Origin of the sequence: Heyndrickxia shackletonii, from assembly GCF_001420715.1 — a bacterium.
GTDB classification, from domain to species: domain Bacteria; phylum Bacillota; class Bacilli; order Bacillales; family Bacillaceae_C; genus Margalitia; species Margalitia shackletonii.
The window spans coordinates 3315277-3327407 of sequence record NZ_LJJC01000004.1; the positions used below are offsets into that span (position 1 = coordinate 3315277).

The 12131-nt window shown below is 35.0% G+C and carries 13 protein-coding genes and 2 riboswitches; of the genes, 6 read left to right on the forward strand and 7 right to left on the reverse strand.

Annotated elements, in window-relative coordinates; all coding sequences use genetic code 11:
• Positions 1 to 103: 103 nt before the first annotated feature.
• The 3 genes from AN964_RS15900 to mtnA all read left to right on the forward strand — a co-directional run bounded on the left by AN964_RS15900 (position 104) and on the right by mtnA (position 3794).
• The gene (locus AN964_RS15900) at positions 104 to 886 is read left to right on the forward strand and encodes a carbon-nitrogen family hydrolase (RefSeq protein WP_055740628.1); all 783 of its coding nucleotides are present in this window, start codon (positions 104 to 106) and stop codon (positions 884 to 886) included.
• Between the two features lie 80 nt (positions 887 to 966).
• A riboswitch (SAM riboswitch) is annotated at positions 967 to 1122 on the forward strand.
• 392 nt (positions 1123 to 1514) lie between these two features.
• Positions 1515 to 2708 carry an S-methyl-5-thioribose kinase gene (gene mtnK / locus AN964_RS15905; protein WP_055740629.1) on the forward strand — a complete coding sequence of 398 codons (1194 nt, stop codon included), beginning with the start codon at positions 1515 to 1517 and terminating at the stop codon, positions 2706 to 2708.
• 21 nt (positions 2709 to 2729) lie between these two features.
• Positions 2730 to 3794, forward strand: a complete 1065-nt coding sequence (gene mtnA / locus AN964_RS15910) for an S-methyl-5-thioribose-1-phosphate isomerase (protein ID WP_055740630.1) — start codon at positions 2730 to 2732, stop codon at positions 3792 to 3794.
• 157 nt (positions 3795 to 3951) lie between these two features.
• Here the strand turns inward: mtnA and AN964_RS15915 are convergent, their stop codons facing one another.
• Positions 3952 to 4149, reverse strand: coding sequence for an alpha/beta-type small acid-soluble spore protein (locus tag AN964_RS15915; RefSeq protein ID WP_055740631.1), 198 nt, complete (start codon positions 4147 to 4149; stop codon positions 3952 to 3954).
• 188 nt (positions 4150 to 4337) lie between these two features.
• On the opposite strand from AN964_RS15915, the gene ykzP reads away from it, so the two are divergent.
• Together ykzP and ykzE are read left to right on the forward strand one after the other, a co-directional pair.
• Positions 4338 to 4505, forward strand: a complete 168-nt coding sequence (ykzP, locus tag AN964_RS26730) for a protein YkzP (RefSeq protein ID WP_055740632.1) — start codon at positions 4338 to 4340, stop codon at positions 4503 to 4505.
• Entirely contained in the window at positions 4498 to 4650 is a 153-nt protein-coding gene (gene ykzE / locus AN964_RS26735; protein WP_163258591.1) for a protein YkzE, read from the forward strand. Before ykzP ends, ykzE begins: the two co-directional genes overlap by 8 nt.
• Positions 4651 to 4656: 6 nt before the next feature.
• Here ykzE and AN964_RS15925 read toward each other — a convergent pair whose 3' ends face one another.
• Positions 4657 to 6402 (reverse strand): B12-binding domain-containing radical SAM protein, encoded by a 1746-nt coding sequence (locus AN964_RS15925; protein ID WP_055740633.1) that lies wholly within the window; start codon positions 6400 to 6402, stop codon positions 4657 to 4659.
• Positions 6403 to 6629: 227 nt separating this feature from the next.
• Here AN964_RS15925 and AN964_RS15930 point away from each other — a divergent pair, with 227 nt between their 5' ends.
• The gene (locus AN964_RS15930) at positions 6630 to 8084 is read left to right on the forward strand and encodes a PAS domain-containing sensor histidine kinase (protein ID WP_055740634.1); all 1455 of its coding nucleotides are present in this window, start codon (positions 6630 to 6632) and stop codon (positions 8082 to 8084) included.
• Between the two features lie 38 nt (positions 8085 to 8122).
• Here the strand turns inward: AN964_RS15930 and AN964_RS15935 are convergent, their stop codons facing one another.
• The 5 genes from AN964_RS15935 to AN964_RS26440 all read right to left on the reverse strand — a co-directional run bounded on the left by AN964_RS15935 (position 8123) and on the right by AN964_RS26440 (position 11907).
• Positions 8123 to 9187: an anti-sigma factor domain-containing protein gene (locus AN964_RS15935; RefSeq protein ID WP_055740635.1), complete on the reverse strand. Its 1065-nt coding sequence runs from the start codon at positions 9185 to 9187 to the stop codon at positions 8123 to 8125.
• On the reverse strand, positions 9184 to 9924 hold the full coding sequence (gene sigI / locus AN964_RS15940) for an RNA polymerase sigma-I factor (protein WP_055740636.1): 741 nt from the start codon (positions 9922 to 9924) through the stop codon (positions 9184 to 9186). Before sigI ends, AN964_RS15935 begins: the two co-directional genes overlap by 4 nt.
• Positions 9925 to 10244: 320 nt before the next feature.
• Positions 10245 to 11012, reverse strand: coding sequence for a TerC family protein (locus AN964_RS15945; RefSeq protein ID WP_055740637.1), 768 nt, complete (start codon positions 11010 to 11012; stop codon positions 10245 to 10247).
• A gap of 23 nt (positions 11013 to 11035) precedes the next feature.
• Positions 11036 to 11199, reverse strand: a riboswitch (yybP-ykoY riboswitch).
• An 81-nt stretch (positions 11200 to 11280) separates the two neighbouring features.
• Positions 11281 to 11751: a hypothetical protein gene (locus AN964_RS15955; RefSeq protein ID WP_055740639.1), complete on the reverse strand. Its 471-nt coding sequence runs from the start codon at positions 11749 to 11751 to the stop codon at positions 11281 to 11283.
• Positions 11752 to 11754: 3 nt separating this feature from the next.
• Positions 11755 to 11907, reverse strand: a complete 153-nt coding sequence (locus tag AN964_RS26440; protein WP_161809261.1) for a hypothetical protein — start codon at positions 11905 to 11907, stop codon at positions 11755 to 11757.
• Positions 11908 to 12131: the final 224 nt, after the last annotated feature.

The window sequence follows — 12131 nt, forward strand, 5'->3', positions numbered from 1 at the left end:
TAAGGAATATTCGCCTGTTTTTAAATATTACTTTCAAAATCTAATTACAAATGTTATAACGAAAACAATACGATGTAAAGGAATTTTTTGAGGAGTGGTATGGATGAAGTGGAAAATCGCCTGTATTCAAATGGATATTAAGTATGGTAATCCGGATAAAAATTATGCAGAAGCTAGAAAGTGGATTCAAAAAGCTGCAAAGGCAAATTGTGATATTGCTATTCTACCAGAGTTATGGACTACTGGATACGATCTAACTCGATTATTCGAAATTGGGGATGAAAATGCAAAGGAATCTGTGCGTTTTCTGCAAAATGCTGCAAAGGAATTTCAAATACACCTGGTTGGAGGATCAGTGGCGAAAAAAACAGCAGATGGAATCTTCAATACGATGTTAATTGTAGATCGTGAAGGACAATTGGTTAAAGAATACGATAAGCTGCATTTATTTAAATTAATGGATGAGCATCTATATCTTCAAGGAGGAAAAAGAGACGGCTTATTCCAGTTGGAGAATGAAACATTCGGCACTGTTATTTGCTATGATATTCGTTTTCCTGAATGGATACGTAAGCTCGCATTAAATGGAGCAAAAGCTATCTTTGTTTCTGCCGAATGGCCAAATCCTAGGTTGCATCACTGGAAAACCTTATTAACTGCTAGAGCTATTGAAAATCAATGTTATGTTATTGCATGCAACCGAGTTGGCCGTGACCCAAACAACCATTTTTTTGGACATTCGCTTATTATCGATCCATGGGGAGAGATTATTGCGGAAGGAACGGAAAATGAACAGCTCATTACGGGAGAAATTGATTTAGAAACCGTTTCAAAGGTCCGAAACACAATCCCTGTTTTTGCTGACAGATTACCAGAATTCTATTAAAATTTTTTATTATTATTGACAAAATGATTTTTATGTTTGTAAAATAGCGTTAATTGAATATTTGATTATGACTTAATTTTCTCTTATCAAGAGTAGGCAGAGGGATTTGGCCCGATGAAGCCCAGCAACCGACCGTAATACCGTTGTGAAACGGGGCGCTAATGAATGCGCCGGGATTTTTCCCATAAGGCACGGTGCTAATTCCAACAGAAGGATTTCCTTCTGGCAGATAAGAGGTGCGAAGATGACTTCAAGCCTCTTTCTATGTGGAAAGAGGCTTTTCTAATGTTGAAAAGCCTCTTAAGAACAAATGCGTAAGCGCCTTGCCCATCGGCGTATGGATTTCGTAGTCGCTCACCTCGAGATAAAGGAAACACAATGAGGTAGTTCACGAACAAGTGAAAATAGCACTTCCATTTTCAACTGATGTTGACTTATCGTAGGGAGGAGACGGAGAAATCCACTAGCCGATAGGCGCTGGTGAAATTTGAAGTGCCAATTTCACTTGAAGCTAGACGTAGACAACTTTTCAAAAAGTTATCCACAAGGTTCAATTTTATAAATCCCTGAGCAACAAGAAAACACTATCTATATTTGCATTTAATGTGTTATTGAAGGAGGAGTTATCATGGCAGTATTGACAGAAAACACGTACAAACCATTAACAGTGGAATCAGCGATTAATTTAGCAATCAACTTACAACTGTTTACCAATAAAGAAAACCTTGTATGTAAAGAAATAGGCGATGGCAATTTAAACTTAGTTTTCCATATTGTCGATAATGAAAAGCAAAAAGGAATTATTATAAAACAAGCTCTTCCTTATGCTAAAGTGGTTGGAGAAAGCTGGCCGTTAACCATCCATCGCTCTGAAATCGAGGCTAATGCCTTAAAAACTCACGGTGAGTTTGTTTCGCATCTTGTACCAAAGGTTTATCATACTGACAAAACCTTGGCGATTACCGTTATGGAGGATCTATCTCATTTAACTATTGCCCGTACTGGCTTAATCGATGGTCAAAACTATCCGCTGCTTTCTTCACATGTTGGAGAATATTTAGCAAAGACATTGTTTTATACATCCGATTATGCTCTTCACCCTTTCAAGAAGAAGGATTTGGTGAAACAATTTTCCAACCCAGAACTATGCAAAATTACGGAGGACTTAGTCTTTACAGATCCATTTTTTGATGTTGATACAAATGATTTTGAAGAGGAACTAAAGGATACCGTGCGTGAGATATGGAAAGATGCATCCTTAAAATTCGAGGTTGCCAAATTAAAGAAGCAATTTCTTACTGAAACCGAAGCCCTTCTGCATGGAGATTTACATACAGGCAGCATTTTTGCCAGTATAACCGAAACAAAGGTCATTGATCCCGAGTTTGCCTTCTATGGCCCGTTTGGTTTCGACGTTGGCCAATTTTTTGCGAATCTAATTTTTCAAGTAATCGTAAGAACTGGTGAACAAAGACAAGTAATTCTAAATCATTTAGAAAAAACTTGGGATATCTTTCAAACGATTTTCACCGATTCATGGCAAAAAGATTGCCTTGAACCATTTGCGGAGATTGAAAGCTATTTGCCGTATATCCTTGGAAAAATCTTTACGGACTCTATCGGCTTTGCGGGCTGTGAATTAATCCGCCGTACCATTGGTCTTTCACATGTAAAGGATTTAGATGGAATAACGGATATAAAGGTGAGAATTGCTGCGAAAAAGACAGCTTTAAAGCTAGGCAGGGCTTGTATTCTTTATCGCCATAAAATTAATGGTATGGAAGACTATATTTCTTTTATAAAACAAAACATCAATGAATAATAGGCAAAAAGGAGTATTAGAATGGTTCAAACAATACGGATTCCGATATCTGTAGAATGGAAGGAAGATCATATTAAACTTTTAAATCAGCAAAATCTTCCCCATCATACAGATTATATTAATTTGACTACAATTGAGGATGTATATGATGCGATCGTTACACTAAAGGTTCGGGGAGCGCCTGCAATCGGAATTGCGGCAGCATATGGACTTGCAATGTCTGCGCAAAAGTATGACTTTGAAACACTTGAACAATTTAAGTTGAAAGTAAACACAGAAAAAAGCTACTTGGCCAGTTCAAGACCGACCGCTGTAAATTTATTTTGGGCGCTTAATCGTTTAGAAAAATCATTGGAAAATGTTCGTTCCATTAACGAAGCAAAAACTACTCTTCTTCATGAGGCGTTTCAAATTCAAGCGGAAGATGAGGAAATGTGCAGGCAAATTGGTGAGAACGCCTTAACATTGCTGCATCCCGGAGACTCCGTGATGACCATCTGCAATGCAGGCTCTATCGCTACTGCAAAATATGGAACAGCGCTTGCTCCTTTTCATCTTGCTAGGGAAAAAGGAAAACAATTTCATGTATACGTTTGTGAAACCCGACCTGTTTTACAAGGAGCACGATTAACCGCTTGGGAACTTCAGCAATCAGGTGTAGAAACTACCTTAATTACCGATAATATGGCTGCTCATACAATGAAAACAAAGGGAATTAAGGCAGTCATTGTTGGAGCAGATCGAATAGCTGCAAACGGTGATACAGCTAATAAAATCGGCACTTTTGGGTTAGCATTAATAGCAAAAGCCCTTAACATCCCATTTTATGTTGCTGCTCCTTCGACAAGCTTTGATTTAACCATTAACACAGGTGATGAAATTACAATAGAAGAAAGAAGTCCTATGGAAGTGCTTCAAATAGTGAATACAACCATTGCACCTGAAAACACAAATGTGTATAACCCGGCATTTGATGTTACACCGAACCATTTAATTACTGCAATTATTACCGAAAAAGGGATATTATATCCTGATTATGTAGAACAGATCCGGGAAAATATGTGTGATAAATATATCTCCTTATAAGTTACAAAATTGCTATTTCTTTATACTTGAAGTAAAAGGAACCCTTCAACTATTTCAGTAATAATCCCTAAAAAAACAAAAGGAAGTGAAGAAAACAAATTGATTTTTCTCACTTCCTTTATTTTAGGGACTTATAGGGAACCCCATTTTATCCCCATTACTTATTTTGTCCGGAAAGCTCTGATTGTGCTTGCTTAACTAACCGTTTTGTAATTTCTCCGCCAACAGAGCCATTTGCTCTTGATACAGTATCTGAGCCAAGATTTACACCAAATTCCTGTGCAATTTCATATTTTATTGAATCTAAATATTGTTCCACTCCTGGAACTAATAGTTTATTGCTGCTTCTTGCCATTGTTTTTTCTCCCTTTCATATAAAAAGATGGTTTGTTGCTTTGTAGTATTAGTATGAAATAAAAAAGCAGAATCATAAGTGGTAAAATGTTGAACCGCGTATTTTATAAAACCCGACTAAATTATTTTCTTTCGGATATCATATCAATGTACATTTATTAAATTTTTCAACTAAAGGGGATGCAGTTTATGGTAAAAAGAAAAGCAGAGCGTGGCGCTGCATTAAAAAATAATAAAACTCCAATAAAGAATCTTGCCGAATCAGAATTTGCTACTGAATATTCGAGTGGGGAAGAAACGGCAAAACATGCTAATCGTAATTCCAAACAAGGAAGAAAAGGAAAAAACAATGGCTAAAAAGAAAGAACAAATAACAACTAGCGAAGAACTCGGTTCAGAATTTGGCGATATTAATGCTTCAAAATTTTTTGAGCTTAGTCAAGCTGCCAAAAGCAATGATAATAAGAAGGACAACGAAAAAAGAAACAATAGTGCCAAGTAATTGGCATTATTGTTTCCTTACTGGAAAAATAGTTGACTTGCCTGAAATTGGGTCGAAGTAAATCAACATATAAGATGGGTGCTCTTTTAAAACTTTTGTTTGTAAAAACTCAGCACTATCAAATGGAACTTTTTCTACAATTGTATGCTTTATTAAGTCCTTTTCGGAAAGTGAAAGTTCCTGAAATGATTTCCCTAATTGTTCAGGATGATTTTTTACATATTCATATACCTGTTTACTTTCTTCTTTGCTAATGTTTTGATTCCACCATGATTTTCGTGGTTTATAGCGATGTTGTTTTAAATAATCATATTTCATTAGCCCTTCTACTATTTCTAATTGGGATGAATGAATACTGCTCAAAAATTGGCTCAAGCGTTTAAATAAATCCTCTAATTGGTGACCTATCCGACTCCAGCCTTGCTCGTCCCAATACGTACCAAACTCCTGGAAAAAGTCAAAAGGGGTTTCGAATAACTGTGTTACTAGATATTCAATGGTTTCGTCCATTCGATGATCATTCCAATATTTTTCTAAGACATCTTCGACTTGTTTTATTTTTACAACATCTTCAAATGATAGAACATTATTCTTCAGAATTTCATAAGGTGCATGATCCATGTAGACATAGTCATGTTCCTTTGCTCTTATTCTAACTCCCGTCCCTCTCAACATTTTTAAAAATCCAAGTTGTAATTCTTCAGGGCGTAAGGCAAATACATCGTTAAATGTCTTTCGAAAGGAATGATAATCCTCTTCTGGTAAGCCGGCAATAAGGTCAAGATGCTGATCAATCTTTTTGCCTTCCTTCACCATTGTTACAGTTCTAGATAGTTTTTCGAAATTCTGTCTTCTTTTAACAAGTTCATTCGTAAGATCATTTGTCGATTGAACACCAATTTCGAATCGGAATAATCCTCTTGGGGCATTTTCATTCAAAAAGTTAATGACCTCAGGTCTCATAATATCACCGGTGATTTCAAATTGAAAAACCGTTCCAGGTCTATGCTCATCAATTAAAAATTGAAACATCTCCATTGCGTAGCTGCGGCTAATATTAAAAGTCCTGTCAACAAATTTTATGGTTTTTGCACCATGGTCCATTAAGAAACGAATATCCTCTTTAATTCTTTCACGATTAAAATAACGTACACCAAGCTCGATAGAGGATAAACAAAATTGACAATTAAAAGGGCAGCCACGACTTGTTTCAACATATACAACCCTTTTCGAAAGATGCGGCAAATCCTCTTCAAAACGAAATGGAGTCGGAAGTTGTTTTAAGTCGATTTTGGAACGGGATGGATTAATGACGACCTTACCATCCTTCATATAAGAAATGCCCTGTACACTTTCGATATCCGCAGGCCCTTCAAGCTGTATAAGGAGCTGTTTAAAGGTCTCTTCCCCTTCCCCAACTACAATATAATCAACTTCTGGCAAACGTTTTAGCCAATAGGTAAAATCATATGTTACTTCAGGACCCCCTAGAACAATAATTAACTCAGGCATAATTTTTTTCATTACTTGTATGACTTTTATCGTTTCCTCGATATTCCAGATATAACAACTAAATCCTAATACATCCGGTTTTTTAGAAAATAAATCCGACACAATATTCATAATTGGATCTTTAATAGTATATTCCGCTATTTTGACATTGAATTCAGGAGCTGCATATGCTTTTAAATACCGAATCGCTAAATTAGTATGAATATATTTAGCATTCAGTGTACTAACAATAATATTCATTTTATATTATTACCTCATCTTTTTTAAGGAATTGAACATCTTTACCATTTTACCTAAGAAAATAAAAAACCTCAATGTATGACAGGTGATAAAAAAATTGTTAATTACGCAGGAATTTCGGGGAAAACACCGAAAATAATGGATATAGAAAACTATTCCAAATAGGACACGAAGGGTTAGGTCCTTGTCCATATTATACATATAAGATTATATAGGAGAGAGCGTGAATGGAGATTAGTGATGAGAAAACAGAAGACCGTCTAAAATTTGCCAAACAAAAAAACTTCAATTTTAAGCAAAGCGATGAGCTTTACAGAAGCCTATTCGAAGAAGCCATTGACGGGATTGTCTTTTGGGATAATGATGGAAATGTGCTGATGGCAAATCAATCGGCTTTACGAATATTTGAATGCAGTTCAGAAGAATTCTTACAAAGTAATTTATGGGATTTTGTATTAGAGAAGAACGAACATTTTTACTCACTTCTAAGTAAATTTTATAAAAAAGGAGAAATAAGAGATGAGCTGTTATTTCTCATGCCAAATGGTCAATTGAAACAACTGGAATTCACCTCAAAAAAGCATTTTGTAGACGGCTCTAATATGACTATCTTTCGAAATGCCAGTGAACGATACAAAATGGAAAAGGAATTACGGGAAAGTGAAGAGAGATTTCGTAATGTCTTTGAAGGCTCGTTTGATGGGATGGTATTGTGGAATCGTCAATACGAAATTGTCGATATAAACCCTCTTGCCGCACAAATTTTAAAAGCTAATAGAGATGACATTATTGGAAAAGGTATTTGGGAAATTATTGATGATCGATTTAAGGATGATATTGAAGCACATATAAAAGAATTAGAGCAACTCGGTACTTCAGATTCAACACTAACCATCTCATCGGAAAATGGCAGTAAGTATTTCGAAATAAACTCCAAATGGAATCTTGCCTCCGATTTAAGCTTAACAGTGATTAGAAACGTAACCGAAAAAATAGGATTGCAGGAGCAATTGCAAAAGTCAGATACCCTTAGTGTAGTCGGAGAATTGGCCGCAGGTATTGCTCATGAAATACGAAATCCAATGACAGCATTAAAAGGATTCATTCAGCTATTGGAAATGAGTATAAAGGAAGATCACTCCATGTATTTTAAGGTGATCATGTCCGAATTAAGAAGAATTGAATCAACTATTACAGAGTTTTTAATTTTAGCAAAACCGCAGGCAATCCAATTTAAAAACAATGATATGAGAAAGGTAATGCAGGAAACATTAGAGTTATTAAATGGACAAGCATTAATGAATAATGTTCAGTTTAACTTTAAGTATGCAGACGAGCTTCCTGATGTATTTTGTGAACCAAATCAAATGAAACAGGTTTTCATTAATATTATCAAAAATGCTATTGAGGTAATGCCAGAAGGCGGCTTTGTTACGATTACGATTGATAATCAGCCAAATGAGTACATACATATTGTTATAGAAGATGAAGGCGAAGGAATCCCGGAAAAGAAGATAAAACGGCTAGGAGAACCATTTTATACCACGAAGGAACGCGGGACAGGATTAGGCTTAATGGTAAGCTACAAAATTATTAAAGAACATAAGGGGAAAGTCGAGGTTGAAAGTGAAGTTGGTGTGGGAACCAAATTTCATATTTATATTCCTATTAAAAGAAACTAGCGGTTAACTGTGTATAAAAAAAGGAAAGGAAAATGAGTTCATTTTCCTTTCCTTTTTTGTTCTTGATTCTTTTCCCCATGATTACCGTTATTTTTATGCTTTTGATGACCATAATGATTACCGTTATCTTTATGCCATCTATTATTATTCCCATGATTTCCATTATTTTTATGATTTCCATAATTGCCATGATTTCCATTATCATGATGATTGGACCAATGGTGATTTTTCGTTCCTTTTTTTTCTTCCATTTTTCTTTTGTTCTCTTGTATTCTTTCTATCTTCTTTTGTTGCCCATAGTTTCTATCCGGTATTATTTGCTTGTATTGTATATTCTTTTGGACAGGCTCTTTTTCCTTATGTATTATTTCATTTTGTTTATTTTTTGGAATGTCTACATTTTGTTTAGGCGGTTGTGTTTGATTTTTTAATGTATTTTCTTTTTCAATATTTTTCTTCATTTCTTTTTCCATTACATATTTCCCTGTCGATACACCGCTTTTTAATGCATTTTTTCTTTCATCCATTGATGCATTTACCACTTTAAGATCCGCATTAACGCTTTTTGCGACCGGAGCTAAGTCTTGAACTTTTTTCTCTAATCTCTGTTTATTATTTTCATCTTTCAAAACAGATGCAATTACAACTTTTGAATTGAGATCTATAAATCCAAGTGAGTTACTAGTCAATAACACCTGTTTTGCAATATCCTCAAAATCCTGTTTTCCTTCCACATCCACTTTTGCTAACACTTTCTGACCATCTGCATTCAGTGCTTTAGCACCAATAACCTGCAAATTTTTATTTAAAACCAGTTCTACACTAGGGTTCGCATCAATTGAAACATAGGCATAGGCCTTGTTTTGATTAGTAAAATTAAATAATAGTGCACATAAAATCATTATACTTACCACAGCTAAACTACCAATTTTAGCGGGAGTCAAGACCAGGGGGAAATGAAGTTTTTTTAAATATGGATCAAAGGATATTTCTTGTCCTATATAAAGGTGATCATGAGGTTTCATTCCTTTAACAAACTCACCATCCGGGGTAAGCATGACAAGATATTTTTTCTTAATTTCAAGTATAACTCCTTTTCTCATCCCTCTAACCTGCCTTTTATATACTCCTTCAAATAAAGAAAATCACCCGCTAAAATTAAAACCACAGCAATAATATATTTACGATTTCGTTCCAAAGTTTTCCGGCTTACATCTACTTTCTTTTCCAGTAATTTCATCGGCAGCTTTTTGTTTTCCATTAATTGCTCCAGAAGTTCGCGGTCATTCACAATTTCTATTGCTGCCTTAAAAGCATTGATTCTTGCATCCTCATGCTTAGGTGATTGTTTTATTAAATCGTTAAAAGAAAGCTTAAACGTCTTTAATAGTTCTCCGAATCGAATAATCTCTTCTTTTCTTTTTTCATCATCTTTTTTTATATGAAATTTTTCAATGGATAAATTGTCCTCTATTGATTGCAGCGTACCATTTGTTTCACTTTCATTGGTAACCAATTGCATACTTATTTCTTTATATTTAGAATTACTTCGTATATAGTCAATCACTTTCCGCTTAATAATTACCTCTGCAAATGCCAGTAAGGATGAGCCTCTATTTTCATCATATTTCATAATTGCCTCATGAAAAGCAATTAGACCAATACTAAACTCATCATCACTATCGTCAATATAGTGCTTGCAAACGGTAGAAACCGTTTTCTTTACAAAAGGCTTATACTGCGAAAGCAATTCACGTAATGCTGCTTCGTCACCATTTTGGATAGAAACCGCTATTTCTTCAAGTGATTTATTCTTTTCTTTCCATAGCAATTTGAGCATAGAACTCACCCCATCCTATTATTATAACATGGATGGGAAAATTGACTTGTTTTCTTTGTATTTACAAAAATATTTCAATCAATATAAAAGTACGACAAAGATTACTAATTTGTGAGGGTGTTAAAATAAATAAAAAACTGCTCTGGTAGGAGCAATTTTTCTATTACTTAGAGATCATAACATTTCATCCGTAGATAACTGAAAATTGTATACGTCTCGCGCAGGCAGCCATCGACTGAACTACCTAACTGTGTATCAGATGGTCTTGTCGGAGAATAAGAAATCCATATGCTAAAGCTGCTGAACTTTTGTATTTGTTCTTACATTCCCTGGCTGATTTCAGTATTATGTTTTCTGGCAGTCAAATACCCTGATAAAACAATCATTATGAGAACTGACCAGAATACTAGTTTCCAAGTAAAAGATTCCGGAAAATGTTCATCTACTATACTTATTTTTTCATGAGCCAATGTTAAAACGGTCAGCTTTACTCCCACCCAGCCAACAATGAGAAAGGCTGCCGTCTCTAGGCTTGGATATTTTTGCAGTAATTTTACAAAACCATTTGCAGCAAATCGAATAATCACTAATCCGATAATCCCTCCAAGCAGCATAACAATAAATTGCGCACCGTCTATTCCGCCAATATTAAACCACCCAGCTGGTTTTAATGTGATTGCAAGTGCAACAGATGCGAGCATTGAGTCTATAGCAAAAGCAATATCAGCAATTTCTACCTTAAATACTGTCATCCAAAAAGAAGATTGTTTTTGTCTTGGTTCCTTGTGATCACCATCCAAGCCTTTTTTTCTTTTTAACAGATGATGGGCAGAAATATATAGTAAATATAAAGCACCAATTGCTTGAATTTGCCATACATTTACTAAGAAGGATATTAGGAATAGGGCGAGAAATCGAAACAGGAATGCGCCGATTAAGCCATAAAATAATGCTTTCTTTTGCTTTTCTTTAGGTAAATGTTTAACCATTACCGCCATAACAATAGCATTATCAGCTGCCAATATCCCTTCTAATCCCACTAATACAAGTAACACCCAGCCATACTCCATCAACAATGAAATGTCCAAAAGAATTTGCCTCCCTTACTTTTAACAACAAACCCTATAAAGGACGCAAAAAAAGACCTCTGCCCTTTATAGGCAAAGGTCTTGCTAGACATATGTATCATGCCAACAAAGCCGATGAATTTCTTCATGTAATGACGACTTTGTTTAGATGTTTTCACACCCAAAGCTACTCCCCTTTGACATTGTCAAAGTATTATTATTTTTCTTTATTATACTAAACAGCTAACCTGCTGGCAATAAATAATTACCTGTATTTATCTAAATTAAGTTAAATGGAGGATTTGGATATCTTTATCAGTATTAAACGAATGCCATTCCCGATGATTAAACCAGGGATTAAGAAAATCATAGGAAGAAAAATTGGTCCGATAAAAATATTAAAGATCTTGATTTGCGGCGAATACATGAGGCCAACAGTTACAAAATATGCACCAAATGCGAAAGGGAGATAACTGTATTTTTTCACCTTCTCCTGAGCAGATTTATACGCATCCCACATTGCATACATATATAAACATGGATAGAACATTAGCCATTGATAGTTAATGATTTTACTTGCCATAACAGTTTGCCCTAAAAAGCTGAGCATAATCCCTTCATTAAAATTGCTTTTAACATTAATGAGAAACTCTAATAAAATGAACAGTATTCCTTTTACAAGTGACCCAGATAATAGTTGGGCAAAGCCCGGCAAGGCAATGCTCCATAGAATAGCCTCAAGTGGCTCCACTTTTTTCATTGTTTAACCCTTGTATGTGTTAGATTGGTCATCATCAAAAAACTTAGGATTTTCGTCCATTTCATTAAAGTCATTATTAACTTTTCCACCTGGTCCATTTAAAAAGGCTATCCAAAAATCAGCAATATCAAATGAAGAATTATCTTTTACGCTCATACCATTTTCCTCCGTTGTCATTAAGGCTGTTTTCGTATTGATTATTGCTTTTCGTCAATTATAATAAATCCTAATCAGATATGGTTTAGAGGCATCTTTTCTTTTAAAGTTATTTAACCCGATTAAAGTTGTGACGAAAGTATTCGAATACAAAAACAACATTGTTTAAGAAAAGAGCCATTATTAAAGAAGTCAACCATAATTTTCCCATCTATAACAGGATT

Excerpts from the sequence above, each read along its gene's own strand:
- AN964_RS15900 (WP_055740628.1), top strand. The coding sequence starts at position 104 with ATGAAGTGGAAAATCGCCTGTATTCAAATGGATATTAAGTATGGTAAT.
- mtnK (WP_055740629.1), top strand. The coding sequence starts at position 1,515 with ATGGCAGTATTGACAGAAAACACGTACAAACCATTAACAGTGGAATCA.
- mtnA (WP_055740630.1), top strand. The coding sequence starts at position 2,730 with ATGGTTCAAACAATACGGATTCCGATATCTGTAGAATGGAAGGAAGAT.
- AN964_RS15915 (WP_055740631.1), bottom strand. The coding sequence starts at position 4,149 with ATGGCAAGAAGCAGCAATAAACTATTAGTTCCAGGAGTGGAACAATAT.
- ykzP (WP_055740632.1), top strand. The coding sequence starts at position 4,338 with ATGGTAAAAAGAAAAGCAGAGCGTGGCGCTGCATTAAAAAATAATAAA.
- ykzE (WP_163258591.1), top strand. The coding sequence starts at position 4,498 with ATGGCTAAAAAGAAAGAACAAATAACAACTAGCGAAGAACTCGGTTCA.
- AN964_RS15925 (WP_055740633.1), bottom strand. The coding sequence starts at position 6,402 with ATGAATATTATTGTTAGTACACTGAATGCTAAATATATTCATACTAAT.
- AN964_RS15930 (WP_055740634.1), top strand. The coding sequence starts at position 6,630 with ATGGAGATTAGTGATGAGAAAACAGAAGACCGTCTAAAATTTGCCAAA.
- AN964_RS15935 (WP_055740635.1), bottom strand. The coding sequence starts at position 9,187 with ATGAGAAAAGGAGTTATACTTGAAATTAAGAAAAAATATCTTGTCATG.
- sigI (WP_055740636.1), bottom strand. The coding sequence starts at position 9,924 with ATGCTCAAATTGCTATGGAAAGAAAAGAATAAATCACTTGAAGAAATA.
- AN964_RS15955 (WP_055740639.1), bottom strand. The coding sequence starts at position 11,751 with ATGAAAAAAGTGGAGCCACTTGAGGCTATTCTATGGAGCATTGCCTTG.
- AN964_RS26440 (WP_161809261.1), bottom strand. The coding sequence starts at position 11,907 with ATGAGCGTAAAAGATAATTCTTCATTTGATATTGCTGATTTTTGGATA.